This window comes from Spirosoma rhododendri (assembly GCF_012849055.1).
In the GTDB taxonomy this organism is placed as follows: domain Bacteria; phylum Bacteroidota; class Bacteroidia; order Cytophagales; family Spirosomataceae; genus Spirosoma; species Spirosoma rhododendri.
The window spans coordinates 2732527-2758659 of record NZ_CP051677.1; the positions used below are offsets into that span (position 1 = coordinate 2732527).

The window sequence follows — 26133 nt, forward strand, 5'->3', positions numbered from 1 at the left end:
GCGTTAGTATTTACAGCACGGCACTGTTACCATATGTCGAAAACGTAGTCATAGGATTGTTGCCCGATAGGTGAGTGATTACCCTCTTTTTTTTTGCTTTGTTCGGTAGTTGCTCCACCTTACATGCCTCACGCGGTAACGTACGTCTTGTATTCAACCCATATGAATCGAGTCGGCTAGCAAATTCATTTTGCTAACCGATGGTACGTTATTGACCCATGAAAAAGACTTTTACTGACGAAGAGTTGGTAGATCGGTTTATTCAATCGCACGAGGCTGCCGATTTTGCCGAACTCTACTGCCGCTACAGCCGCAAAGTGTACCAATCCTGCATCCGTTATCTGGAAGATTCCGTCGAAGCGCAGGACCAGATGCAGGAAGTGTTTTTTAAGGTGCTCAAACGGCTTGGTGGCTTTCGCCAGGAAGCGAGCTTTTCAACCTGGCTTTACACCCTCACCCGGAATCATTGTTTTACCGTTCGTCAGCAGCGCGATTTGCGTCGGCATACGCTGTTCAGCGATACGGATCTGCTCGAAACGCATCACCTGCCGGGGCTGGATGGGGCATCGCTCGACGACCGCTGGCATCATGCCGAACAGACGCTGAATCAGCTCGCGGGGCGCGATGAGCGAATCCTTCGCGATCGATATCTGCTCGGTAAAGACATTGCCGTGCTGGCCGATGAACATCAGGTCAGTATCAGCGCTATAAAGATGCGGCTGAAGCGCGCGCGCGACATTGCGCACCGCATCCACCAACGGCGGGAACTGTAACCCGACGGGTCGGGTATTTTATTTGCCCCTTCTTAAATAAGCTTTAGTTTTGTGGGTCAAATTAAGCCTGTATAGCCTAATGCCATATTTATTCACGTCTGAGTCAGTATCAGAAGGGCATCCTGATAAGGTGGCCGATCAAATTTCTGACGCGTTAATTGATAACTTTCTTGCTTTTGACCCGTCCAGCAAGGTTGCCTGCGAAACGCTGGTAACGACCGGACAGGTTGTATTGGCCGGTGAAATCAAGACGGATACGTACCTCGACGTGCAGAAGATTGCCCGCGAAGTAATTCGCAAGATTGGGTATACGAAGAGCGAATACATGTTCGAAGCGAACTCGTGCGGTGTGTTTTCTGCCCTGCACGATCAGTCGGCTGACATCAATCAGGGTGTCGACCGGAAGGTGGAGAACAACGACTTTGAAACGCTGGCGAACGCACAGGGTGCTGGCGACCAAGGGATGATGTTCGGCTACGCGACCAGCGAAACCGACAACTATATGCCCTTGCCGCTCGATCTGGCGCACGCCATCCTGCGGGAAATGTCGCACATTCGTAACAACGAGTCTGATCTGATGCCGTATCTGCGCCCCGACGCCAAGTCGCAGGTAACGATCGAGTACTCAGACGACGATCAGCCAATTCGTATCGATACTATCGTGGTATCGACGCAGCACGACGATTTCGCCGACGATGAGACGATGCTGGCCAAGATTCGGGAAGACGTTATCAACATCGTGATTCCCCGCGTGAAGGCTAAACTAAAGCCTGAACTGCATGGTCTGTTCGACGCCGACATCACGTACTACATCAACCCAACGGGTAAGTTTGTCATCGGTGGACCGCACGGCGATACGGGGCTGACGGGCCGGAAGATTATCGTTGATACCTACGGCGGTAAAGGAGCGCATGGCGGTGGTGCTTTCTCGGGTAAAGACCCCTCGAAAGTTGACCGGTCGGCGGCTTACGCAACCCGGCACATTGCCAAGAATATGGTTGCTGCGGGCCTTTGCGATCAGGTGCTGGTGCAGGTATCATACGCGATCGGGGTTGCCAAGCCCTGCGGTCTGTACGTCAACACGTACGGTACGTCGAAGGTCGATATGCACGACGGCGCGATTGCTGAAAAGATCGCCCAGATTTTCGATATGCGTCCGTACGCTATCGAGCAGCGGCTGAAACTGCGGAATCCGATCTATTCGGAGACAGCCGCTTACGGACACATGGGCCGTAAAAATGAAGTGGTAACCAAAACATTCGGCTCGAACGGGAAAACCAAAGAAGTCGAAGTTGAACTCTTCACCTGGGAGAAACTTGATTTCGTCGATAAAGTAAAAGAAGCGTTTGGCCTGTAGTCCAGGCATAAACGAAAAAAGCCCCATCACACGATGAGGCTTTTTTCGTTTATGCCAATTTTATAAATCATCGACGTCCACCGTCTCGTCGGCCTGCATACGGGCTTTTTCATCCACAATTGCCTGACTCGAAAAGTCGTTGCGTTTCTGTTTACAGCGCACCAGTTTATCTTTCAGTACTTCGAGTACCCGATCCGTGGCGGCCTCGAAGCTTTTGTCGTTTTCTTTGACGAAAATCTCTTTACCCGGCAGCATTAACCGGACTTCGATGATTTTCTCTTTGACCTTGTTGGAGTCGGCTCCTTCGAGTTTGAGAAACACCTCACCACTAACAATGTGGTCGTGAAAGGTGTCGAGCTTATTCAGCTTAGCCTGGATAAAATCGAACAGGCTCTGATCGGCCGTGAAGCGTACGGCGTGCATTTTTAGTCTCATTGTGTCGCCTTTTAAGTGAATTGAAACAGAACATCAATGGACTATCTAAGTTTGGGTATACCCACCACAATGTCAAGGGCGTCTTTGAAAGATACAAACTCGTTTCACGGTGCCCCCCGTCTAGTCGTCGTCACTGGCTGACTTGAACTGATTTAACGAAATTCGTGGAACGGTAACTAATCAAAGTTCTTTGTAAAGTATAATTTCCAGACTGGCGAGGTGCTACACTGGCCAATCACGCAGGTAAAGCCGGATCGGTTGTTTCGAGCGAAGCGTAATTAGCGGCCGGGGTAGCATGGGTTCGGAGGTAATAGGCTGCAACTCGAATGTGACCAGCAGTTGGCCCAGCAGGGCAACCATTTCCATCAGGGCAAACTGATTGCCGATACAAAGCCGGGGGCCACCGCCAAACGGCAGGAACGCATAGCTGTGTCGATCTGCCGAACGGTCTGGTGCAAAGCGGTTGGGGTCAAACTGATCGGGGTTGGGCCAACTGGCCGGATCGTGGTGCAGCAGATAGGGACTAATCAGCACACCTTCGTCAGCATTCAGATGGTACGCTCCCAACTGATCCGGCCCCAGCGACAGTCGGCTCATCGCCCAGGCGGGTGGGTACAGGCGGAGTGATTCGTTGACGATCTGGGTCAGATACGGCATCGCGCGCAGGTCGTCGGCGGAGAAGCGGGTGCGGGTGCCGAGTGTTCGGAGGGCTTCGGCGCGGGCGCGGGCCTGTACGTCGGGGTGAGTGGCCATCAGGTAGAGTGTCCAGCTCATTGAGGCCGCCGTGGTTTCGTGGCCCGCCGTAAACAGCGTGACGAGTTCGCTCAGCAGCTGCGCGTCGGTCATGCCTTCGCCCGTCTCCTCGTCGGTGGCCCGCAGCAGCATATCGAGCAGATCGTCGTGCTTACCGGTCGATTGCCGCCGTTCCCGAATGATACCCGTTATCAGATCGGTTACCAGCCCAGACGCGTTGATGTATGACTTGTTGGCGGGAGTTGGTACCCAGTTCGGCAGGCGTAGCGGGTTCAGTACGGTTTGGCTGATAATATGGTTCAGGTCATTCAGCGCCTGCGACAAACGCGTCGTCTGGTCGCCCAGCCCCGAGCCAAACAGCGTTTTCGTAACGATTCGCAACGTGGCCTCCATCAGCGCGGCCGACATATCGACGGGTTGCGTTTTGTCCAGCCGCTGTAATTGACTGGTCCAGCTAACGGCTTCGTCGATCATCGTGTCGGCCAGCAGGGCCAGCTTTTGCCGGTGAAAAGCGGGTTGCGCCAGCCGACGTTGCCGACGCCAGTAGTCGCCGTCGGTCGTTAGCAAACCATCGCCCAGAAACTCGCGCAGGATCTTGTACGAGCGGCCCCGCCCGTAGTTTCGGTTGTTTTCCTGCAATACATATTTGGTTTCCTCCGGCTTCAGCAACACCGTTATCATGCGTCGCCCGACCTTTATTCGGACCACGCGCTGATCGCCGTACTGTTGCTGTAGCTGACGGAGCAAACCCAGCGAGTCGCGCAGCAGGGAGAATGTACTACCAAACAAAAAGTGGCCCCGGTGGAACGGAATGGGTGGTTGATCGGCCATGAGAAATGCGTTGACGAAATCACGTAAAAATAACGTTGGTACGCGTTTCTTCGGTGCTCAATGCGCGTTGTTTTGCAACACAATCAAGGGCAGATAGCTGTCGTAGGTAGGCTTGTAAGCGGGGGAATTCAGAAAGCCGCGACTGAAGTTACCCAACGCAATGTCCAGATTGCCGTCGTGGTCCCAGTCGTTAACGTCCATGCAAATCCACCGTCCGTATTGGCTGATCGGGAGATGATGCCGCCGGAAGGTTTGTGCCGGTTGACCTTCGTAATACACGAACGTTTGGGGCGATGCCGGGCCTAAATCGGCGAAGAACGCAATGGCGGCAATGTCCAGATCACCGTCTTTGTCGAAATCAGCGGCCACGGCCTTTGTGCAACCATTGAGGGGCAGAAACGTTTGCTGTTTGTACTGATCGTGCCCGTCGTTCAGGAATATGTAAATGCCGTGATAGGGTTTGAGAATACGTGAATAGTCGCTGTTATCACCCGCTGTGTAGATGATGTCGAGCCGACCATCGCGGTTCATGTCGATAAGTTGAAAACTAGTCGAGCCGTAGACGGGCGGGAAACGCAACACCATGCGTTCTGTAAAGCCACCGTGCTGATCATTGGTAAATAGCCAGATGCCCTCGTCGGCGTGAGCAAACAACGCCATACAGTCGAGCCAGCCATCGCGGTTAAAATCGCCGGTGATGACCTGTGTCGCGCCAGCGACGTTACGAATAACCTGTTTGTCGAACTGATGGTCGGGACGTTGGCGCAGCAGATACAAACCCCCCATGTTATGCCCGAATCCGCAGACGAGCCAATCCGTCAGACCGTCGTGGTTGAAGTCGCCCGGCGTCGATTCGATGGGGCGGGGGAGTTGCTGCGTCAGTACAGTGGGGTCATTGGCCTGATCGGGTGCAAGTTCAATGAGTTGACCAGCTGGCTGATCGACGGCCAGCATGGTACCGATGCAGGTTAGTGCTATCCGCTCGGGCTTGCTGTTGTCGTTGATAAAGCGAGCCTGCACGGCTGGAGAGGGCAGCGTGCGTAGGCGTTCGGGTTTCAGATTCCTGCCCCAGCGGTACAGACCCGCGTCGGTTTCGTTGCTGGAATACACCTGCTGCTGTGCCGGGTCAAACGCGACCATGGTGGTGGTAGCCGTGTTACCCGTCGATTCACCGGGTTTCAGCAGGGAGAAACCCGCCCAGTCGTCAGCCGATTTGGTTTGATCGCTGGCCGGGTGCAAACTGTCCGGGGCCAGTGTTTCGTAGTACGTCCGCAGTTTATCCCAATCGGTTTGCGAAATGCTGGCACTGGCCGGGCGGAAGTAGTGCGTTTTCTGCCAGACTTCCAGCCCCAGCTTTGGCGCCATTGCGGGAAGCACCTGATTTTTCCAGGTCGTCTTATCCAGCATCGCGGGTGAAACGGGCAGATGACAGGAGCCGCAATATTGCTTCGCCAGCGCTTCCCCCTCGGTTGCCACGGGGTCGCCGACTGTCGCGTTTGTCGTTTCACTACTCGACTGACAGCCTGTGAGCAACCCGAGTATGGCCAACGTGTATAGGATGGTGGGTTTAAACATTTATGTTGGGGTTAGAAACAACAAAACGAGACAACTGGATAGCTGTCTCGTTTTGTTGAACGCACACTTGCTTAATTGTAACCCGGATTCTGGGTCAGCGACGATGTGCCGCCGGAACGGCTCAGGTCGATCTGCCGCTGCGGGATGGGGAAGTACTCGCTACGACCCGAGATAAACCGGCCACCCCGGATGTCGGTCGTGATCGTGCTTTCGTAGGTGAAATAGTTATTCAGCGTCGTTTCGGCCGTACCCCAGCGCACCAGGTCGAAGAAGCGGTGACCTTCCATCGCCAGTTCGAGCTTACGTTCGAAATAGATCGCCTTCAACGCACCGTCTTTACCCAGGCTCGCGAACCGGCCGGTTGGGTAAGCCGCTACCGTGTAGTTGGCGGCTGGCGTAGTCGAATTGCCGGCCAGCGGGTTGGCGTTGTTGGTGTACTGATAGACGAAATTGACCGGATTCGCTATCCGCGCCCGTACCAGATTGACGTAGGTCTGCGCCTGTGGCAGATTACCCAACTGCGCTTCCGCTTCGGCCGCCATCAGCAGTACGTCGGCGTAGCGGATGACGTTGTAGTTGATGGCCGTGCCCGGTGCCCACGAATGCTGATCGGCGTACTGTGCCTGCGTCGACTGCATGTAGATGTTTTTCTTTGGCGAATACGGCCCAGCGTAGGTTTGGCCCGGACTCCGAATCCAGTCGGCACCGGGGTGCAGCCCCCAGTCAAGATAAGGAAGGCCCCGGCGGCCAATCGTCCAGTCGATGCGTGGGTCGAGGTTTCCGGCGTCGGGGGTAAACGGCTGTGTCGACGCGACGCCCTGGTCGTTTTTCACCGGGTTGCTATTGTACGTGTCGACGAGCGGCAGGCCGGTGGCATCGGTGCGGTATGAGTTGGCCAGATCCTGCGACGGCTGGAAAAAGCCGCAGCAACGGAACGGACTGTTGCCGTACGGAAAGTTGAGCATATCGCCCTGATTCGCGCTGGCGATGGTGTTCGTACCGTCGTTGGCAACCATCTGAATCGCGAATACTGCTTCGGAATTGTTCTCCGTAGCCGCGTCGAAGTTGTCGTGGAAGCGGGTTGTCAGGACGTATTTCAGGCCACTGGTCGTTACACCCTGCGTTGTAATCAGGTCAAAAAGCGTCTTGGCCTGGCTGTACTTCTTCTCGTACATGTACGTCTTGGCCAGATAAGAAGCCGCTGCCCACTTGTTGACCCGGCCCAGATCCGATTGCGTAGTAGGCAGGTTATCATAGGCATACTGGAAATCGGCTTCAATACGCGGCCAGATGTCTTCAGTGTTGGGCTGCGAACTGGCAGCTGGCGTCGCGATGGTTTCGTCGATCCACGGCACCCGGTTGAACATCTTCTTCAGCTCGAAGTAATAGTGCGCGCGCAGAAAGCGGGCTTGCGCGCTAAAGCTGACGCGGTCGGCATCGGAAATTGTCGTTGCAGCAGCCAGCAGCCGGAGTGTCGAATTGGCCCGGTTGACGCCCTCGTAGACCGTCCGCCATTTGCCGTTGAAAAAGCCGTTGCTGGGGTCGGCCGTGAATTTAGCGATGGCGTCGATGGCCGGTTGGTCGCTACCGTCGCTGCCTTTGTGGGCGTCGCCCCCGGCGATGCTGCCGTAGGTCCAGTTGGTGGGCGATGCCTGCCAGCCATCGGTACCCGCCAGGTTCAGGGCCGAGCCGTTGTTGTATTGCCCGTCGAGGGCGGCATACGTACCCGTCAGCAGCGCGTCGACCCCGCTTTGGGTTGCCAGTACTTCATCGCTCAGTGCCCCCTGCGCCGGAATATCCAGACTCTTTGTGCAGGAATCGAGCGTAACGCCAGCCGCCGTAACGGCCAGCATCGCCACCATATAGTGAGATAGTTTCATTTAGGTTTTGGTTTGAGGTTCAAGGTTTATGGTTTACTGTCTAAGGTTTCCGGAGGAACATTGACCATTAAACCATAAACCTTGAACGCATTTTAAAACGTGACATTCAGGCCGAACAGGAACTGGCGCTGGTTGGGGTAAACGCCCTCATCGATACCGAACGACGTGGTGTTCGAGAACGACTGGTTGAGACTACCGCCCGCGCTGTTGTTGGTGTTCGACGTCGTGCCGATTTCGGGATCAAGACCCGAGTATTTGGTAATCGTAAAGAGGTTGGCCGACTGCACGTATACCCGCATCCGCTCGATACCCAGCCGCTTCAGCGTGTTGGCGGGCAGCGTATAGCCAAGCTGGGCGTTCTTCGCCCGCAGGTACGAACCGTTCTCCACGAAGTACGAGTTGGGTACGTTGGCCGAGCTGAACGAACCGACCGTTTCCTGAATCGGTGCTTTCGCGTCGTGATTTTCCGGCGTCCAGGAATTGTACAGGGCCGTATGGCTCTTGGCACCCTGGAAGTTGGCGTTGAAATCGGTCCACCAGCGTACGTTGTTCCAGATGTCGTTGCCCTGCGAGCCGTAGAAGAAGATGCTGAAATCGAACTTCTTGTAGGTCGCGCCGAGGTTCAGACCATAGCTGAATTTCGGGTTCGGGTTGCCGAGGTACGTCCGGTCGGCGTCGGTGATTTGTCCGTCGCCGTTGGTATCGGCGTAGCGGAAGCGACCCACAGCCACGTCGTTCTGGTACACGGCCGACGGGTTGCCGGTGGCCTGCTGCGCCTGCGTGTTGGCTGCGTTGATTTCTTCCTGCGAATTCCAGAAGCCCGCCGTTTTGTAGCCGTAGAACTGTCCGATTGAATGGCCCACAGCGTTACGCACGATGTAGCTACCGTTGAACCGGCGACCTTCCTGATCGAAGTAATCGACCCCTTCGGCCAGCGATACGATCTTGTTGTTGTAAGTCGTGAAGGTCAGTGTACCCGTCAGGCGCAGATCGCTTGATACGTCGACCGTGCTCGACGCGGCAATGTCGAGACCGTGGTTACGCATCCGGGCGATGTTGATCGCCGGGGGCGTTCCCAGACCGGCCGTACCCGCCAGTTCGAGCGTGTAGAGCAGGTCACGTACTTCTTTGTTGTAATAGTCGACGGTCAGGTCGAGTTTCCCTTTCCACAGACTGGCATCGAAACCAATGTTGGCGTTGATGTTTTTCTCCCAGCGCGCGTCGGGGTTACCGATGCGGGTACGCTGGAAGCCGAGCGAGTTGGCCGAATTCGAGCCCGTGATGGCGTAGTACGACGAAGTCCGGTCGCCACCGTAGGTTGTGTAGGCGTTAGCCGGATCGACGTTCAGCTGGTTACCCATGACGCCGTAGCCCCCGCGAATTTTCAAATCGTTCAGCCAGGTCAGCCCGCTCATAAACGACTCCTGCGACACCCGCCAGCCCACACTCACCGCTGGAAATACACCGTACTGGTAGTTCTGGAATCGGCTCGACCCATCGCGCCGGACGGTTGCCCCGATCAGATACCGGTCTTTAAAGCTGTAATCGACCCGGCCGATCAGCGAGAAAAGCGCATCGGCGTAGCGGTTGCTGTAGTTGGTCGGCGTTCCCGCACCCGTCGACAGGTTGGTGAAGTTGGGGTCGAACGAGAAGTAGTTCTGCGTGTTACCACCCACGTTCCGGCCCCGGTTCTGGTAGGCTTCCGTACCCACCAGGATTTTCAGATCGTGTACGTTGTTGAAGTTTTGCTGATACTGCACCGTGTTGGTCCAGGTCCAGTTATTACCGCTGTACGTGTTCTCCGTGTACGAGTTCGTCGTGGTGTTTTCCTGGTTTTCGTAGGTCGGGTACGCAAACGAGTTGAAGTTACCCATAAACAGTTCACCCCCGAAGCTGGTGCGGGCCGTGAAGTTTTTCAGGAAATCAACTTCGGCGTACATATTACCGAACAGACGGTTGCCCAGCCCCCGGTTGTTGCTGGTACGCTGCTGAATGGCGACTGGGTTGTTGGCGTTACCCAGACCCTGTCCGTAGCCGCCAGCGTAGTTGCCGGCAATGTCGTAGACCGGAATGATCGGCTGCTGGCGGAAGGCCATACCGATAGCACTACCTTCCTGCAAGGCGTTGACACGCGGGTTGTCGGTAACCGAGAAGGCCAGATTTTCACCCACCCGAATATTCTCGCGGATGTTGTACTGACTGTTCGACCGGATCGTGTAGCGCTTCAGATACGTGTTGATCAGCGTACCCTGCTGGTTGAAGTAGTTGAACGAGAACAGGTAGTTGCCCTGCGGACCGCCCCACTAACGGCCAGGTTATGGCTCGTGATCGGCGCTGGTTTGAAAATCTCGTGGAACCAGTCGGTGCCCGTCTTGTTGGCGCGGGTGATCCGGTAAAACGAGTTGTACTGCTCAGGACTGGTATAGTTCGGGTTGACGTTATACCGCGATGGGTCGACCGACGGATCGCCTTCTTTGGCTCCCTGTGGCGCGATGTAGTCGGGTAGGGTTGGCGTCGCGCCACTGCCGTAGAGCGGGTCGTTGATGACCGCGTTGGGGTTGGCGTTGCGCAGCGCGTTGAACTTCAGTTGCGCTGTTTCCTGCGGATTCAGCAGATCCCAGACGTTGCCGCCTTTCGGAAACTGCATACCGTAATAGGCATCGTACTGCACTTTTACCTTGCCGGTACCGCGCCGGGTCGTGATGATGATGACCCCGTTTGCCGCCCGCGACCCGTAGATCGACGCTGAGCCCGCATCCTTCAATACCTGCATCGACGCTACGTCGTTGGGGTTGATGTCGTTGATGTTCTGCGTCGGCACGCCATCGACAACGTACAGCGGCTGGTTGTTGCCGAAGGTATTCAGACCCCGAATACGAACCTGCGGTGCTTCGCCCGGCTGTCCCGAACCCAGCACCGTTACACCCGATGCTCGGCCCTGCAACTGATTGGTGATCTGCGCCGTTGGCTGCTGCTGCAATTCCGCGACGTTGACCACGGCAACCGCGCCCGTCAGGTCTTTCTTACGCTGTGTACCATAGCCAACCACGACGACTTCATTCAACGATTTCACGTCAGACGCCAGCTGCACATCGGGGATGGTTGTCCGGTTGTTGATCGGGATCTCTTGCGACGTATAGCTGATCGACGAAATGACCAGCGTACCGTTACCGTCGGGCACGTTGAGCGTGTAGCGACCCTCGGCATCGGTAGCGGTACCCACGTTGGCCGTGCCTTTCACCAGTACCGTTGCGCCGGGCAGGCCCGTGCCTTTTTCATCGAGAACCCGGCCCGTGACGGTGATTGGCGGGACGGATTTTTCGCCGTTTGGGCGTATCGACGTGGTTGTGGCCGCACCGGTAGTGGGCGTTGTGATGGCAATACGCTTCAGAATAATTGTTTTCCCGTCGACTTCGTAGCTGATCTGGGCGGGGGCCAGCAGCTGATCGAGTACGGTCGAGAGTTTCTCATTAGCTACCGCCACCGTCCGCACTTTCTGCGTACTGAAGATGCGCGGGTTGTACATGAATTTTACGTTGGCCTGCTTGCTAAGCTGACTGATAACCTGCTCCAGTGGGCGGTCGGCCGGGTCGAGGCTGACGCGCCGGTTGAGTAATTCCTGACTGTAGCCGTCGTTCGCCCGGACCACGGTGGCGAAGGCAGTCACGACTAAAAACAGATAGCAGCTTGTCCGCATGAATCTGAGCAGCCGGTGCTGCATTTGTATTCGATTTGTCATACTTTTGAAATAATTGTCGGTTCAGAACGGCAATAAAAATCCCTTACCCCGGCATTGGGGGTGCTTTTGTCGCAGAAAGCTGTGGGGGAGTTACTTCGGAGTCAGTTGTGTTGGCGCACGGCTGACTCTTTTTTTGTCTGGTTTACGAATTGTTCATGTCATAGGCAGGGTAATAACGTTGAGTAATTTCAGGGGCAACCTTTACTGGAAATAATGAGCTTCCCGTCCATCTGCTCGTACTGAGCATCCAGCGTCCGGCAAATCATTGTCAGTTTCTCGAAGAGCGGTTCATCGTCCAGCGAGGCTGTCAGATAACAGTTCTTCATCATATCGGCATCGTAGATGATTTCGATACCGTACGCGTTGGTCAGGGCCGCAAATACCGTACTGACCGGCGTATTGTTGAACTCAAATACGGGCCGCTGAATAACCATGTCGAGCCGCGCGGGCGATTCGACCAGCGAGCGCGTCAGGTGGTTGTCGGCCCGGTCGAAGCGCACCTGCTGATTCGGTGCTAGCACCAATCCTTTCAGCTGAAGCGAGGCTACCTTGTCGGTACGTTGGCCGTCGTCGCGCGTGAAGACCGATACCCGGCCCGTTTTCACCACCACATCGACGCCTTCTTTCGCCGTAGCACGCACCGTAAAGCTGGTGCCCAGCACTTTGGTAATCACCTTGTCGGCGTAGACCAGAAACGGCCGATGCGGGTTCTTGGCTACTTCAAAAAACGCTTCGCCGGTCAGGTACACTTCGCGGTTACGGTGCGCGGTGAAATTGGCTGGATAGCTAATCCGGCTGTTGGGCTGCAACACAACCGAGCTCCCATCGGCCAGCAACACCAGCCGCGTTTTCGACCCGTCGTTGACCACTTCCTGCATCGGCACTGTGGCGTGGGCAACCAGTTGTTTGTAAATCGTTACGGGCCGCTGCTGATTAAGATGCCAGCCCCAGCCCGCCAGCAGGCAAATCAATACCGTAGCCGTTACGGCCCACCCGAATCGCCAGGTGGCAGGTGCCAGACCGGGTCTTGATAAGGTCGGTTCGGTAGCCGCCATGATCGAGTCGATGGCCATATTAACCCGATCGGGGTTGGCCGGAAACGTAGCCTGTTCGAGGCCCAGCAGCGTTTCACGCGCCTGCCAGAGCAGCACGGCTTTCGCGGAATGCTGTGCTGCATACTGCGCCCACCAGTCGGCTTCGTCGGGCGTTGCATGGCCACGCACCCACGCCCGGAAGGAAGGATCGTTGAGAAAATCAGCTAAATCGGAATGGTCAAATGATTTCACCGAAAAGGACTATTTAGGTGCGTCCGTGCTAGTATAATTAGCCAGCTCGGGTTTGATACCCTGCCTTTTCGTGATTTTTTTTGAGAAAAATTTTTACCAGTTCTCGCGGAGGAAGCTAAGTGCTTTGTAAAGGTGGTTGGAAACCGACTGCCGGTTGATCGTCATCACATGGGCAATCTGATCAATGTCCATGTCTTCGTAGTAGCGCAGGTGCAGCGCTTCCTGCTGCCGCTGCGGCAACAGATCGATCAGGTATTTGATCTTCTGCGCCGATAGCTGTTCAGTTTCGATGAAGACGAAAAAGTCTTCGATTGTCTGGTCGGGGGCTACGTCCTGCGCTTCTTCCTCGTCGACCCAGCCGCGCCGGTGCGTACGTTGCAGTTCGAGCAGGAGTTTGTGCCGAAACGACGTGAACAGGTATTTCCGAATGCTATTGGTCGGGCTGACGTGTTGCCGACGGTCCCAGAGATACACAAACAGGTCGTGCAGACAATCTTCGACAAACGCCGGGTTCTTGCTGTAGCGCGCGCCGAACCGAAACAGCGATGTGTAGTGCACCGTAAGAATCTGCCGAAAGGCCAGCCGGTCGCCCTGTTTGAACGCTTCCCAAAGAAGCTCGTCGGACAGATGATTGGCGTAATCAGGCATTGCGCGCTGTTGAGATAGCGGTAAACAAAAAAAGGCAGGACACCAGCGTTGAAGCTGATGACTGTCCGAGTCAGCAAGTAAGTTGTTTTACGGGGGAAGTTATCTACAAAAGCACCCGGCTTTGTCGATTTACTAGCAAAACGGTCAATTTGGTTGATTATTTTTCGGCCAGCCACCGTCGATTTCAACCGCACAGTGTTGCTGAGCAATCCGGCAGGGGCAGCCGCACGTCACGGTTGATTCTCTTTTTCCTTACCGCCTTCAAAATTGGACGGCGGTTCGGGCCCCAGGGTGTCGCTCAGAATCAGGCCCAGCACACTTGCCACCAGTATGCTCAGTAGCTGTAGCGGCCCGATGTTTTCCAGGAAGCCGAGCAGGGCAAAGGCCACTGCCAGCCCAAACCGGACGATAATCCCCCGTCTGAAGCTGGGGTGGCACGGTCCCGACAGCAGCGTTGTCAGGCTGATGCAGGCCTGCGTCAGGAAATAGCCGCTCAGCGCCCCCGTGATGAACCATTGCGCCGACCGCGACAGATCGAGCGTGTCGACGTTTCGTACGGTCATCTCCATCCCAACGCCAACCATCGTCAGCGCCATCGTCAGGGGCAAGTGCAGGTAAAGCCAGAAGCGGTACGGCAAATTCGAACCGTCTTTTTCCACCTTACGCACAGCCTCATCGTCAACCCGGTCGAAGTAAGCCCACCAGATACCGATGACGATGATGGAACAAAGAATCGTGGCACTGACAGACCTCATCGTCAGGCCGTGGTCGATCATCGCATTGACGATGCTGGTAATCGACTGCCCCAGTACCAGCAGCGTGAACAGCCCGTAGCGTTCGGGCAGGTGCCGTACGTCGGGCGGAAATTTTTTGTGGTGTTCGGCACCTATCGCAACGAGGGGTGTCGTCAACTCGATCAGTAGGCCCAGCGCCCACAGCCAGTACCGATAGGGAATCGGCACGAACACAGACGCGACCCACAGGATAATGGAAACGCTAAACCCCAGCACGATGCGTCGGATATAGTCCCGAGTTTCGGGCAGGTAATACCACACCCGGCCATACTCCACAAGCAGTGCGAAGCGGGTGATGGAATACGTAATGGCAAAGACCGTCGACAGGGCTTCCGATTCGACCGACCGGGGAATGGTGGTTGCCAGAATAATCAGGGCGATCAGCTGAATACTGGTGAGCACCCGGTGCGTAACGTCGCGCTCGTTGTCGAAGCGGGTCGAATAGGTGGTTTCGCCGTTCCAGAGCCACCAGATCGGCACGAACAGCAGCACGAATTCCAGGAACGACATATCGCTGTCGTCGGTCAGCAGTCGCTGCGCCAGTTGGGCGATTATAGCCGTGAAAACGAGGTCGTTCAGCAGTTCCGGCCAGGTGGTTTGCCGATGACCCGGCTCGCGACTACTGCGCAGAATAGGAATGCCGGAACTGGTATCGGATGCCATAGGTAAGTAAACAGGTTTGCAGTGATCGGTATGATGCAGTGAGCAGCCGGGCAACCCGCCGGGTATCATATTTAGCGCAGTATATACGATATACAAACTGCGTCGGTTGTTTATGGTTGTGATAGTCTGTTAGTCAGGTTGTATTTTTAGCGCCAACGTATCTATTGCAAAACCCGCATGAAACACCTTTTTCGTACTGTTTTCTTCATCAGCTTATGGAGTCCACTGCTCAGGGCACAACCCGCCCCGGCACCACCAGACTATCAGAATCACGCGCAGCTATCGGCCCGGTTGAAAGCACTGGCCAGCCGGTCGGACAATGCCGCTGCGGTTGAATCCATCGGTAAATCACTCAGTGGTAACGATATTTGGGTGCTCACCCTCGGCCGGGGGAAGGCAACCGCCAAACCGGCTTTGGCGATCGTGGCCGGTATTGATGGCAGTCATCTCGCCGGTACCGAAATGGCGGTTGAACTGGCCGAAAAACTGCTGAGCAGCACCAGTGACAGTATCCGCCGGGTGCTCGACACCAAGACTATCTACGTCATACCCCTCGTCAGCCCCGATGCACAGGCGCAGGCGTTCGCCAAGCTCCGCTTCGAGCGCACCGGCAACGCCCGCGACACCGACGACGACCGCGACGGGCACCTGAACGAAGACCCGTTTGACGACCTGAACCGCGACGGGCAGATTACGCAGGTGCGCGTCGAAGACCCGACGGGGCAGTACGTACCGAGCAAAGACGACGCGCGCGTGCTGGTGAAAGCCGATCCGGCGAAAGGCGAAACGGGCCGTTACGTGCTGGTATCGGAAGGAACCGACACCGACAAAGACGGGCAGCACAACGAAGACGGTGAGGGCGGGGTGGCAATCGACAAAAACTTCACCTTCGACTACCCGTTTTTCACGCCCGGCTCCGGCGAAATGCCCGTTTCGGAACCCGAAAATCGCGCTCTGCTCGACTTCCTTGCCAAATCGCCGAACATCTACGCCGTCCTGACTTTTGGACCGTACAACAATCTGAGCGAAGCGCCCAGGTTCGACCGGGCCAAAACGACGAAGCGCATCATTACGGGGTTGCTGGAAAAAGACGCGACAGTGGGCGAACAGGTGTCGAAACTGTACAACGCGCAGACGAGTCTGAAAGACGCCCCGGCCATGCCCGCGACCAAAGGCAACTTTGCCCAGACGGCCTACTACCACCACGGCCGGTTCAGTTTCTCGACGCCCGGCTGGTGGGCACCCAAAACTACGGCCGCTACTCCCGCCCGGCGCGATAGCAGTGCCACCGCCAAACCCACCCCGCCTGCGACGGCTACGGCGGCCAAAGGTGGGGACGACAACGAAGACGTCCGCTTCCTGAAATGGGCCGACGCTAACGGCCTGACCAACGTGTACGTCAACTGGACACCCATCGACCACCCCGATTTCCCGAATCGCAGGGCCGAAGTGGGTGGGCTGGTTCCGTTTGCCAGACAGAATCCGCCGGTCCGGTTCCTGGCCGACAATGTGCAGAAACACGTGCAGTTCGTAACGGCGCTGGCCGGGCGGATGCCGCGGATCGAGATCGTCAATGTGCGCAGCGAATCGCTGGGAAGCGGGCTGCATCGTGTTACGGCGCAGGTCGTGAATCGGGGACTGTTGCCAACGGGTAGCGAACTGGGCGACCGCGTGCGCTGGGTGCCGAAGATGAAAGTCGAGCTGAAACTAGCTGACAAACAGAGCGTCGTGTCGGGTCGTCGGATCATGCTGCGCGGCCCGATGGCAGCGGGGGAAACGATGGACGTAACGTTTCTCGTCAGCGGGTCCGGGCGCGTCACGCTCGAAGCCGGTAACGCCATGACCGGCGTTCAGCAGCAGGAAATCAATCTGAAATAAACCGGTTCAAGGTGTACTGTCTAACGGTCAATGTTGCTCCGCGTAGCTACTCTTCAACGTTAAACAGTACACCTTAAACCTTGAACATACTTTCGATGAAACATATACTCCTCATAACGCTTAGCCTGTTTGCGCTGACAGCCGTTGGGCAGAAGCAACCGGCCAAAACCGACGATCCCGGCGGGCTGAAAGCCATTGGGTCGCCCGTGAATCCAAAAGTGCCGATGCGGTGGAATCACTATAACGACTACGGCATGATTACCAAATTCTGTCAGGATCTGGCCAAAGCCTACCCCGATCTGGTGAAGCTGGAGTCGATGGGCAAATCGTATCAGGGCCGCGACATCTGGGTGCTGACCATTACCGACACAAAAACGGGGAACCCGGCCCGCAAGCCCGGTTTTTACATCGACGGTAATATTCACTCCAACGAAATTCAGGGGTCGGAGGTCGCGATGTACACGGCCTGGTACCTGGCCGAATCGTTTGCTGATGAGTCATACATTCAACAGCTATTGAAAGACCGGGTGTTCTACATTGCCCCGACGATCAACCCCGACGCCCGCGAAGATTTCGTCAAGAACCCCAACAACCCCAACACGCCCCGCTCCGGTATGATGCCGCTGGATGACGACGGCGACGGGCAGGTTGACGAGGATAAATACGACGATCTGGACAAAGACGGCAACATCGTGCAGATGCGCCGGAAGAGTCCGCTGGGCCGGTGGAACGTCGACCCCAGCGATCCAAACCGCATGGTGCCCGCCAAACCCGACGAGCCGGGGACGTACGAAATTCTGGGTTACGAGGGTGAAGACAACGACGGCGATGGGCTGGTAAATGAAGACGTGATCGGGCAGTACGACCCCAACCGCGACTGGGGTTGGGGCTGGCAACCTGACTATATTCAGCGCGGGGCCTTGTACTACCCCGGTACGCTGCCCGAAACACAGGCCGTGAAGAAATTCGCGATGAGCCACCCCAACATCGCCGGAGCGCAGAGCTACCACAATTACGGCGGTATGTTTCTGCGCGGACCGGGTTCGGAAGAAGATGTGCCCTACTACACACCCGGTGATATTGCCGTGTACGACGTGATTGGGAAAGTGGGGGAGAAGATGATTCCCGGCTACCGCTACCTGACCATCTACAAAGACCTGTACACCGTGTACGGCGGTGAAATCGACTGGTTCTCGCTGGGCCGGGGTGTCTTTACGTTCTCAACGGAGCTGATGACGTCGTACAAGTTCTTTAACCAGAAATCAGATGAGAATCGGTTTCAGAACGACGAGTTCAACCAGTTCGACAAGTACCTGCTGCTGAAAGATGCCTATGTGCCGTGGAAAGCGTACAAGCACCCGCAGTTTGGCGACATTGAAATTGGTGGGCCGAAGAAAAACTACATCCGCAACCACCCCGGTTTTATGCTCGAAGAAGACGCCCATCGCAACATGGCGTTTACGCTCTTTCACGCCGATAACATGCCGATGCTGACGGTGCAGGACATCGAAATAAAACCCCTCGCCAACGGCCTGACCCAGATTACGGCGACGGTGCAGAATCAGCGCGTAATCCCGACCCACTCGAGCCACGACCTGAAATACCGAATCGAACGGCCTGACCGCATTTCGCTGAAAGGCGCTACGGCGTTGGCGGGAATGATTGTCGACAACGACGATCTGGGCATCGCCCGCGAGCAAAAAAACAACCCGGCTACGATTGAGGTGCCGAATATTCCAGGCATGGGCTACGTCAAAGTGCGCTGGATCGTAAGCGGCAAACCCGGTAAGGCAACCGTCGAGGTCGACAGTCAGAAGGGTGGGCTGGCGTCGAAAACGGTGGAGTAATTGCCATCGGAACTACGGACAAACGCATCGTGCCCCGGCTGAGCAAGCCGGGGCACGATGCGTTCGTCAGATACCCTTGATAAATTCTTCCAGCGCGTTGAGGTGCTCGGTAAACGCCTGCCTGCCCGCTTCGGTAGCGGTGTAGGTTGTATTGGGTTTGCGACCGACGAACTGCTTCTGCACCGATACAAAACCCGCTTCTTCCAGCGCGCGCAGGTGCGTCGCCAGATTCCCGTCGGTCAGGCCCAATAATTCTTTGAACGCGTTGAAACTGAGCGAATCGTTGACCATTAGTACCGACATGAGGCTCAGCCGCGCTTTGCTTTCAAAGGCTTTGTTGAAGTTTGTCAGTAGTTGATTCATTCGGTACCCCGTTCGTATTTATAGTACATGGCCAGTCCGTACAGAATATGGAGCAGGCCAAACCCGACAGCCCATGCCAGCAGGCTATAACCCGGCCAGAATAGCGTCAGCAAACCCAGCCCGATTTCGCAGTAACCCAGCGACTCCACGTCGCGCAGGGTGTGCTTGCTGCCACTGACCAGCGCCAGCCCGTAGAAGATGAGCGTGGCTGGCAAGGTTAGCCAGATCAGATTGTAAGACAACAGGGCCAGACAGAAAATTCCCCCGGCCAGCAACGGTACGGCCATCGATCGCAGCAGTTGCCGCGACGAGTTGTTCCAGACCGACAGCCCTTGCCGGTGCGCCTTGCGGATGGTGAAATACACCCCAAACACTAGTGCCAGCGCCAGCACGACTAGCGCAACGCCGACCAGAAAAGTCCGGTCGCTGCCGTACAGCTGGCTGGTGATTCGGTCGCCGTAGGGAGCGGGCAACAGCGCCTGCCAGCGAAACCGGGTGTACACAATGAAAGCGCCCGCCAGTGCCACCAGCCCGGCCGAAACGCCCGACAAGCCGCTGAGCGATATAAACTTTGACGAACGCTCCATCAGGCTGCGAATTTCGGTCAGCGTCTGAAGGTGTTCACGTGATTCGTGCATGAGTTGAACAGAAGAGAAAAGGTCAGAAAAAACGGTCGATAAGGTGACTGCCCAGGATAATGCTGCCAACGGTGGCGGCAGTGAGGGCCATAATCAGCACCGCGCCGGACGCCATGTCTTTAATCGCTTTGATCTGTGGGTGACGGTCGGGGGTAACGTGGTCGCAGAGTTTTTCGAGGGCGGTATTCACGGCTTCGGCTGCCCAGACCAGCCCGATCTGCGTAACCAGCAACGCCCACTCGATCCGGCCCAGCCCGAGCCACAACCCCAGTCCCAGTACAGCCAAAGCCGCCAGCCCGTGTACTTTGGCGTTGTTCTCAAACCGGAACAGATCGACGATGCCCTGCCCCGCAAACCGGAAGCTGCGCAGCACTTTGCGGGTATCAATCATAAACGATCAGCGAGTCAGCGCAGGTTCGTCCTGCTCGTTGTGCCACCAGAAGGCCACGTACAAAACGACGAGTACAAAGCCATAAGCCAGCGTCAGTTTAATACTCAGGTGATCCCGGTAGGCGAAGACGACAGCCCGAACCAGATCAACTGGCGATGATAACACATTCCAGCTGTTCCACCGGCCAAACCGCCCCAGATAAATACCGAATCCCGACAAAAACTGACAGCCCAGCATCACCAGCCAGGTTTGGGTGGTACCCAGCAATGGTCGCAGTATCCGATGGACCAACAACGTCGAGTACAGTCCGCAGAGCAGGCCCGTCATAGCAAACAGAAAAATAGTCATGGTGTCGAACCACAGCAGCGGCATCGGCACGTCCTGAATGTGAAACAGGTCGGTAATGATGTACGGTGCGTTGGGCAGAAACGCCAGCCAGATCGTCAGGGCCGCCAGCAGCACTTCGGTACTGCCGAACAAAGGCCGCTCCGCTGCCGACGCCCGCAAATCGCGCAACACCAGCACAACCCCCAGCGGGAACCACGCCAGAAACAGATTCCAGGTAAGCATGATGAAAAACCACCAGTTGCCCGTGATAAACCCCCGTGCCACGGTCAGAACTAACCCGCCCACCGTCAGACCCGCTAACGCGACCAAACCCCGACCCGACCGGGCAGGCTGGAATGAAAATAATGATGTTTGCATAAGATGGAAAGAACTTTGTGTTGCAAAGTAAACGAAGACGAAGTTGCTGTGCAAGCAGCGTGGGTCGGAACGGAAAGAAAAATGTCGGGCGAGGCCAAAGGGCGAAGAAAGGGCAGGTCAGACTGGTTGTATACCCATTCCCACAGAACAGATGATTTAACTAGGGATCGCTTAACTAAATTTTAATCTTTGTATAACCGCTGACTAAGCGGCTCTCCCTAACCCCCAGGCGGGTCCTATAAAGCCACTGTTGGCTGGTAGTCGTACGCGACACGATTACCGTTACATCACTTCGCTGATTTTCTGGATTTTAATAGGTCGTTACTGACGTATTTTAGCTAAACGTTTGCCATAAGGGCCGACGAATCATGACGGTGCTCAGCAGGCACTGTTGTGTACATACTCAACCTGAAACGAATTTTTATGAGACTGAACGTTCTGAGTCGCTTCGGCTGGCTCTCGCTGTTGATTGGATTACTTGCGCAATGCCACCCGGCCGATCCTGAGCCTAATCTGGTCTGGAACCGGCAGGACGCGCTGACGATAGCTGATGTGCGTGCTTTGTCTGGGTATAATCTGCCGGGTAGCATTCGCATTACCGATGCCGGTAAAGAAGGGTTGTTCCGGGCGGTCCCGATCGATAATAGCTCGGCCGACAATATGGGAACGGTGCTGGTTACAATCAACGGCATCCGCTACGTGCGCGAGTACACTGGTCCGGCAAACGCGTACTGGTTCGGCATCACGCCTGAGTCTGATGACATTGGCCCGGCCTTGCAGGCGGCTGTCAACGCGGCTACGGTTCTGATTATCCCCGACGGCACGTACCGGCAGCGGAAATCGGTGGTACTACGGAGTGGGATGACCGTACAGGGTAATCCGGGGAAAGTGGTTATCAATTTACCGAACAGTTATTCGTCGTTCGTGTACCTGACCCGCCCGCAGGACGCCCTACAACCGCTCGAAAACATTACGATCGATGGGCTATCGTGGAACGTAACCTCGCAGGAAGAAACGCAGGTAAGCACAATCTACATCGACGGCCCATCCGTCAGCAACCTGATCATTCAAAATTGCAGCAGCCGCGACGAAACCGCTAAAGACAGCACCAACTGGCTGACTCTTAAGATTCAGGCGGGAAAGACAGCCAACAACGTTCTGGTACAGAACAACGACGTGCGGGCCAAGCGCATAGCCTGCGAGATATTCAACCACGACAACTACGGTGTCTACGCGGGTAAGAACATCACCGTGCAGAACAATTACTTCCACGACAGCTGGTTCGGTATTTCGCTGTCGGGACCGATGGATGGCCTGACCATCGACAAGAACCGTATTGTAAACTGTAGCTTCTACGGCATTGAGGTTGCCGGGGCTGCCCGCAACGTAAAGATTACCAACAACACATTTGAAGGTACATTCAGCCGGTTTCTGGCCGGTTCCAACGATGGTTCCGGCGAGGGGCAGGGGGGCGGGTCCGTGCTGACCGGCGCCCAAATAACCGGCAACTCAACCGTCGGACTCGTGACGGGCGGTATTCAGCTTTTCAACGGGGGAACCGTCAACTTCAGCAAAAACAACTTCAACATGACGGGTATGCTTGAACTGGCCCACTCGACCAGCGGAGGAACGTTTGCCGACAATGTTATCCAGACGACATTCGACAGGGCGGTAATCTGCGACAACGTATCCAACAACACGTTTACGAACAACCGACTATCAAACAAGAACTCGTCCGACAACCGGGCTACATTTATATCGTACGGCAACCGCGCCACCAACAACGTGCTCAGAAATAATACGCTTAGTAAAGGCGCTGGTAGTGGATCCTACTATCTGTCTCTTGACGGAGGCAGCACTGTCGCGTCGGGTAATGTCGATGAAAACGGGAATCCGATTCCGTAAGCAGCCCAGCACAGTTTACAAAATGGGGCCGAAGCGATATCGTTTCGGCCCCATTTTGTATCAGACCAGCCAGCCGTCTTTCAACCGAATGATGCGGGAGCCGTATTCGGCGTTGACTTCAGAGTGCGTCACCTGCACGACCGTGACCCCGTCGCGCTGATTGAGTTCGCGGAACAGGGCCATGATGTCGTGCGCCTGATCGGAGTGCAGGTTGCCGGTTGGTTCGTCGGCGAAGATGACGGCGGGCTGGTGGGCCAGTGCACGGGCAATACCCACCAACTGCTGCTGTCCGCCCGATAGCTGCGCGGGAAATAAATCTTTCTTGGCAACCATGTTGAACCGGTCGAGCAATTCGGCCACGCGGCTTTTCCGCTCCGAACCACCCACGCCCTTGTACAACAACGGCGTTTCGATGTTTTCGTATACCGTCAGCTCATCGATAAGGTGATAGGCCTGAAACACGAAGCCGATGCGGGTGCGGTGCAGTTCGGTACGCTTTTTCTCCGACAGTTTCTGCACCGGCTCTCCATCGAACAGATACTCACCTTCCGATGGCTCTTCCAGCAGCCCAAGAATGTGCAGCAGCGTTGATTTACCCGATCCGCTTGGGCCCATAATCGAGACGAATTCGCCCGGCTTGATCGACAGGTCGATTTGCCGAAGCACGTAGGTTTTCCCGAAGCCAGTCGGGTAATATTTCGAAATCTGGTGTAAGTCGATCATAGTAAACGAATATGCGCAAGCTAAATGCCGGTTTTGTAATTGCCTGACAGTTAGTTATTTGGATTTGGTGTGTTCTTTTGAAACGTCCATTGTCGGACAAGTTTTGGAGAATACCGGACAGATGCGTAGCCTGGACCGGCGCACCGGTCCAGGCTACACACATCGATAGGCTACACAGCTGCACCAGTCTACACAATTGTAGCGGTAAAAAAAGGTCTGGAATAGGTTTTAGCAATACTACCTCGTTTCAACCAGTTACAAATGCTCAAATCTCTTTTATCCGCAATTGGTATCAGTCTACTGATTCAGTGTGCGGCCGTCGCTCAAACCATCCCACCAACCGTTATCTCCGTCGATCTGAAACAGGATCAGGGGCCACTGCCGCCGATATGGGCGTGGTTTGGCTACGACGAGCCGAATTACACGTACATGAAGGACGGCAAAAAGCTGCTCACCGAACTGTCGCAGCTAAGCCCTGTGCCAGTCAACGTACGGGTGCATAGCCTGCTTGTGACGGGCGACGGGGAAGCCGCCCTGAAATGGGGGTCGACCAACGCGTATACAGAAGATAAAAACGGTAATCCGGTATACGACTGGACAATTGTCGACCGGATTTTTGATACCTTCATTCAACGCGGGATGCGGCCCATTGCGCAGATCGGGTTCATGCCGGAAGCCCTGTCGAGCCACCCGCAGCCGTACCGCCACCATTGGAAACCCGGCGACGATTACAACGACATTTATACCGGCTGGGCCTACCCACCAAACGACTACAAGAAATGGAGTGAACTGGTTTATCAGTGGGTGAAACACTCCGTCAGTCGGTACGGGCAGGCGGAGGTTGAAAAGTGGTACTGGGAACTCTGGAACGAACCCAATATCGGCTATTGGAAGGGCACGACGGAGGAATACATCAAACTCTACGACTACACTGCCGACGCTGTTAAACGCGCCCTGCCGACGGCCAAAATCGGCGGTCCTGAAGTGACCGGCCCCAACTGGGACGTGTCGGCTAAATTCTTCCGTACGTTTCTCGACCACGTCGTCAGCGGGAAAAATTACGTGACGGGGCAGACGGGTACACCGCTCGATTTCATCACCTTTCACGCCAAGGGCAATCCCAAAGTGGTCGACGGGCACGTCCGAATGGACATGGGTGCGCAACTTCGCGACATCGACCGGGGCTTTGCTATCGTAGCCTCTTACCCGACGCTGAAAAAGCTGCCCATCATCATCGGCGAGTCGGACCCGGAGGGCTGCGCGGCCTGTTCGGAAGACCTGCATCCGCAGAATGCCTATCGGAACGGGACCATGTATTCGAGCTACACGGCTGCGTCGTTTGCCCGGAAATACGATCTGGCCAAAGCTCATGGCGTTAATCTGGCCGGAGCCGTGACGTGGGCGTTCGAGTTTGAAGATCAGGCCTGGTTTCGCGGCTTCCGCGACCTCGCAACCAACGGTGTTGACAAGCCCGTGCTTAACGTCTTTCGGATGTTTGGCAAGATGGGCGGAAACCGGGTTGCAGCCACGCGCCCCACCGGCGAATCCACGCTGGGCTACGACTATGCCCGACTTCGTGACAGCAGCGTACGGGCCGAACCCGACGTAAACGCGCTGGCGACGCATACTAATAAGTCAGCCTCTGTGCTGGTCTGGCATTATCACGACGACAACCTGCCCGGTCCGGCTGCGCCCGTGACGGTGCAGATTAGTGGTGTGCCGGGGAAGCAGGCGCGGCTAACGCATTATCGCGTCGATCAGCAGTCGAGCAATGCGTACGAAGCGTGGAAACGTATGGGATCGCCCAAAGCGCCGACGCCTACGCAGATTGCCGAGCTGGAACAGGCGGGGCAGCTACAAACAGTTGGTAAATCGCAACTCGTAACGGTGGATAAGAACGGGCGTCTTTCGTTACCGTTTACCCTGCCCCGGCAAGGCGTGTCGCTGCTGTCGTTGACCTGGGATTGATGCGCGTCGACCGTTGCTGTATAACTTCTTTACAGTCATGCAACGTTTCCGTTGATTTGGTCATCTTCAGGAAAACGCAAAGACACATCGCATGAAAACATTACTACTAACCACCTTACTGCTCACGTCTGCCGCCCATTCAGCTACCGACGACTGGAAAAAAGATCGTACCGTATCGGGTTTCACGGGCCTCAGCGTCAGTAGCGGTATCGACGTCTACCTCACGCAGGGAAACAGCGAAAAACTGACCCTCGACGTGAAAGGACTGGACGAAGATGAGGTCAGATCAGAGATTAAGAACGGAACGCTGAAGCTGTACATCGACCGGCCGGGGGGCATGAACTGGTTGAGAAACCGTAACAACTCGGTGAAAGCGTACCTCACATTCCGGCAGTTGACGACCATTGCTGCGTCGGGTGGGTCGGATATTTACGGACAGGGCGTACTATCGTTCAGGGATCTGCAACTTAGCGCATCGGGCGGTGCCGACGTGAAACTGTCGCTGAAAGCCGACGATCTGAATATTGATTCATCAGGTGGGGCCGATACAATGCTGGAAGGAACGGCCCGGCGGGTGAACGTAAGCGGCTCGGGTGGAGCTGACGTAGATGCCCGTAAATTGACCGCCGAAACCTGCAATGCGACATCGTCGGGCGGGTCGGATGTGTATGTGCGGGCAACGGGCGACATGAGCCTGCGTGCGTCGGGCGGCTCAGATATTTATTACTACGGCTCAGGCCGCGTAGTCTCGAAACAATCGTCGGGCGGTTCGGACATCACCCGGCGGGACTAAGTTTTTGAGAAAAGAGATAGATTGACTTACCCCTAAATCCCCTGAAGGGGACTTTGTCTGATTGCGAGCAAAGTCCCCTTCAGGGGATTTAGGGGTATCGGGTATGGTACACGGTGTAATTGAAACGAGAAGAATGCTCTCTTTCCGCCCGCTTCTCCGTTCCTCTTGCTTCTCTCGTACCTTTGCGG

Annotated in this window: 21 protein-coding genes; 7 read left to right on the forward strand and 14 right to left on the reverse strand. The window is 55.8% G+C overall.

The window, feature by feature from the left end; translation table 11 throughout:
• The first annotated feature begins 218 nt into the window (after positions 1 to 218).
• Positions 219 to 773 (forward strand): RNA polymerase sigma factor, encoded by a 555-nt coding sequence (locus HH216_RS11340; RefSeq protein WP_169550918.1) that lies wholly within the window; start codon positions 219 to 221, stop codon positions 771 to 773.
• 79 nt (positions 774 to 852) lie between these two features.
• Complete coding sequence (gene metK / locus HH216_RS11345) at positions 853 to 2130, forward strand: methionine adenosyltransferase (protein ID WP_169550919.1); 1278 nt, start codon at positions 853 to 855, stop codon at positions 2128 to 2130.
• 60 nt (positions 2131 to 2190) lie between these two features.
• Here metK and HH216_RS11350 read toward each other — a convergent pair whose 3' ends face one another.
• The 9 genes from HH216_RS11350 to HH216_RS11385 form a co-directional block, all read right to left on the reverse strand.
• On the reverse strand, positions 2191 to 2565 hold the full coding sequence (locus HH216_RS11350) for an HPF/RaiA family ribosome-associated protein (RefSeq protein WP_169550920.1): 375 nt from the start codon (positions 2563 to 2565) through the stop codon (positions 2191 to 2193).
• A gap of 222 nt (positions 2566 to 2787) precedes the next feature.
• A complete protein-coding gene (locus HH216_RS11355; protein WP_169550921.1) occupies positions 2788 to 4149 on the reverse strand; it encodes a cytochrome P450 in 1362 nt (453 codons plus the stop codon).
• A gap of 57 nt (positions 4150 to 4206) precedes the next feature.
• Positions 4207 to 5724 (reverse strand): FG-GAP repeat domain-containing protein, encoded by a 1518-nt coding sequence (locus tag HH216_RS11360; RefSeq protein ID WP_169550922.1) that lies wholly within the window; start codon positions 5722 to 5724, stop codon positions 4207 to 4209.
• Between the two features lie 71 nt (positions 5725 to 5795).
• Positions 5796 to 7604, reverse strand: coding sequence for a RagB/SusD family nutrient uptake outer membrane protein (locus tag HH216_RS11365; protein WP_169550923.1), 1809 nt, complete (start codon positions 7602 to 7604; stop codon positions 5796 to 5798).
• Between the two features lie 92 nt (positions 7605 to 7696).
• Positions 7697 to 9883, reverse strand: a complete 2187-nt coding sequence (locus tag HH216_RS25835; protein WP_332871509.1) for a SusC/RagA family TonB-linked outer membrane protein — start codon at positions 9881 to 9883, stop codon at positions 7697 to 7699.
• On the reverse strand, positions 9844 to 11343 hold the full coding sequence (locus HH216_RS25840) for a TonB-dependent receptor plug domain-containing protein (protein ID WP_254448791.1): 1500 nt from the start codon (positions 11341 to 11343) through the stop codon (positions 9844 to 9846). The genes HH216_RS25835 and HH216_RS25840 overlap by 40 nt, the downstream gene beginning before the upstream one ends.
• A 188-nt stretch (positions 11344 to 11531) precedes the next feature.
• Positions 11532 to 12629: a FecR family protein gene (locus tag HH216_RS11375; RefSeq protein WP_169550924.1), complete on the reverse strand. Its 1098-nt coding sequence runs from the start codon at positions 12627 to 12629 to the stop codon at positions 11532 to 11534.
• A 93-nt stretch (positions 12630 to 12722) separates the two neighbouring features.
• Positions 12723 to 13277: an RNA polymerase sigma factor gene (locus tag HH216_RS11380; protein WP_169550925.1), complete on the reverse strand. Its 555-nt coding sequence runs from the start codon at positions 13275 to 13277 to the stop codon at positions 12723 to 12725.
• Positions 13278 to 13507: 230 nt separating this feature from the next.
• Positions 13508 to 14734, reverse strand: a complete 1227-nt coding sequence (locus HH216_RS11385) for a low temperature requirement protein A (RefSeq protein ID WP_169550926.1) — start codon at positions 14732 to 14734, stop codon at positions 13508 to 13510.
• Positions 14735 to 14911: 177 nt separating this feature from the next.
• Here HH216_RS11385 and HH216_RS11390 point away from each other — a divergent pair, with 177 nt between their 5' ends.
• Together HH216_RS11390 and HH216_RS11395 are read left to right on the forward strand one after the other, a co-directional pair.
• Positions 14912 to 16612, forward strand: coding sequence for a M14 family metallopeptidase (locus HH216_RS11390; protein WP_169550927.1), 1701 nt, complete (start codon positions 14912 to 14914; stop codon positions 16610 to 16612).
• 95 nt (positions 16613 to 16707) lie between these two features.
• On the forward strand, positions 16708 to 18459 hold the full coding sequence (locus tag HH216_RS11395) for a M14 family metallopeptidase (protein WP_169550928.1): 1752 nt from the start codon (positions 16708 to 16710) through the stop codon (positions 18457 to 18459).
• A 66-nt stretch (positions 18460 to 18525) separates the two neighbouring features.
• Here the strand turns inward: HH216_RS11395 and HH216_RS11400 are convergent, their stop codons facing one another.
• From HH216_RS11400 to HH216_RS11415, 4 genes are read right to left on the reverse strand one after another with little or no spacing between them, the layout of a single operon-like run.
• The gene (locus HH216_RS11400; protein WP_169550929.1) at positions 18526 to 18822 is read right to left on the reverse strand and encodes a winged helix-turn-helix domain-containing protein; all 297 of its coding nucleotides are present in this window, start codon (positions 18820 to 18822) and stop codon (positions 18526 to 18528) included.
• Positions 18819 to 19460, reverse strand: coding sequence for a hypothetical protein (locus HH216_RS11405; protein WP_169550930.1), 642 nt, complete (start codon positions 19458 to 19460; stop codon positions 18819 to 18821). Before HH216_RS11405 ends, HH216_RS11400 begins: the two co-directional genes overlap by 4 nt.
• Positions 19461 to 19482: 22 nt before the next feature.
• Complete coding sequence (locus tag HH216_RS11410; RefSeq protein ID WP_169550931.1) at positions 19483 to 19851, reverse strand: diacylglycerol kinase family protein; 369 nt, start codon at positions 19849 to 19851, stop codon at positions 19483 to 19485.
• A gap of 6 nt (positions 19852 to 19857) precedes the next feature.
• Positions 19858 to 20556 (reverse strand): DUF1361 domain-containing protein, encoded by a 699-nt coding sequence (locus tag HH216_RS11415; RefSeq protein ID WP_169550932.1) that lies wholly within the window; start codon positions 20554 to 20556, stop codon positions 19858 to 19860.
• 423 nt (positions 20557 to 20979) lie between these two features.
• On the opposite strand from HH216_RS11415, the gene HH216_RS11420 reads away from it, so the two are divergent.
• Positions 20980 to 22461, forward strand: a complete 1482-nt coding sequence (locus HH216_RS11420; RefSeq protein WP_169550933.1) for a right-handed parallel beta-helix repeat-containing protein — start codon at positions 20980 to 20982, stop codon at positions 22459 to 22461.
• Positions 22462 to 22521: 60 nt separating this feature from the next.
• Here the strand turns inward: HH216_RS11420 and HH216_RS11425 are convergent, their stop codons facing one another.
• Positions 22522 to 23184: an ABC transporter ATP-binding protein gene (locus HH216_RS11425; protein WP_169550934.1), complete on the reverse strand. Its 663-nt coding sequence runs from the start codon at positions 23182 to 23184 to the stop codon at positions 22522 to 22524.
• 261 nt (positions 23185 to 23445) lie between these two features.
• On the opposite strand from HH216_RS11425, the gene HH216_RS11430 reads away from it, so the two are divergent.
• On the forward strand, positions 23446 to 25152 hold the full coding sequence (locus HH216_RS11430; protein ID WP_169550935.1) for a GH39 family glycosyl hydrolase: 1707 nt from the start codon (positions 23446 to 23448) through the stop codon (positions 25150 to 25152).
• 91 nt (positions 25153 to 25243) lie between these two features.
• Positions 25244 to 25945, forward strand: a complete 702-nt coding sequence (locus HH216_RS11435) for a head GIN domain-containing protein (RefSeq protein ID WP_169550936.1) — start codon at positions 25244 to 25246, stop codon at positions 25943 to 25945.
• Positions 25946 to 26133: the final 188 nt, after the last annotated feature.